Here is a 487-nt window from a genome sequence, read left to right as displayed (position 1 = left end):
CAAAGGGCTCTAAAAACTATATAAACACTAGATAAAAACTAAAAAAACATATCCAATAAAAAAATCTGTGGATAAGCTAGAAGATTAATCAATTTTCAAATCTGGTTTTTTGTTAAAATTTTAACAAAATAATGTTTGTTTGTTAAAATAATGCTATATTTTATAAAAAGTATGATGAAGGCGACATGGATGTCTAATAATATTCTAACAATAGAAAGCTTATTGGCTGATTCAGTGCCTACATCTAACTATGAATGGGCTGATGAATTTCCTAATTTATCATTAAAAATACCAAATACTAATTTTGAAGGAGATAGAACATCATTGCTGAAAGAATGTTCTATCTATAACGATTTCGACATTGAAAAATTTTACAACTCTTATAAAAATCATTCGGAAACACAATTAATAATTGAGTTTTTGAACCATCATGCTTTTCAATTCAATTCGAGACGACGCTTTAGAGAATCTAAAAGAATTCAAAATA

The 487-nt window shown here is 26.3% G+C and carries 1 protein-coding gene; it reads left to right on the top strand.

What is annotated here, in order from left to right; translation table 11 throughout:
* Nucleotides 1-189 precede the first annotated feature (189 nt).
* On the top strand, nucleotides 190-487 hold a 298-nt coding region (locus M3175_RS24170), incomplete at its 3' end, for a hypothetical protein (RefSeq protein ID WP_251524548.1).

This window comes from Robertmurraya korlensis, assembly GCF_023715225.1.
Classification (GTDB): Bacteria; Bacillota; Bacilli; order Bacillales; family Cytobacillaceae; genus Robertmurraya_A.
This window is presented reverse-complemented; position numbering and strand designations above follow the sequence as displayed.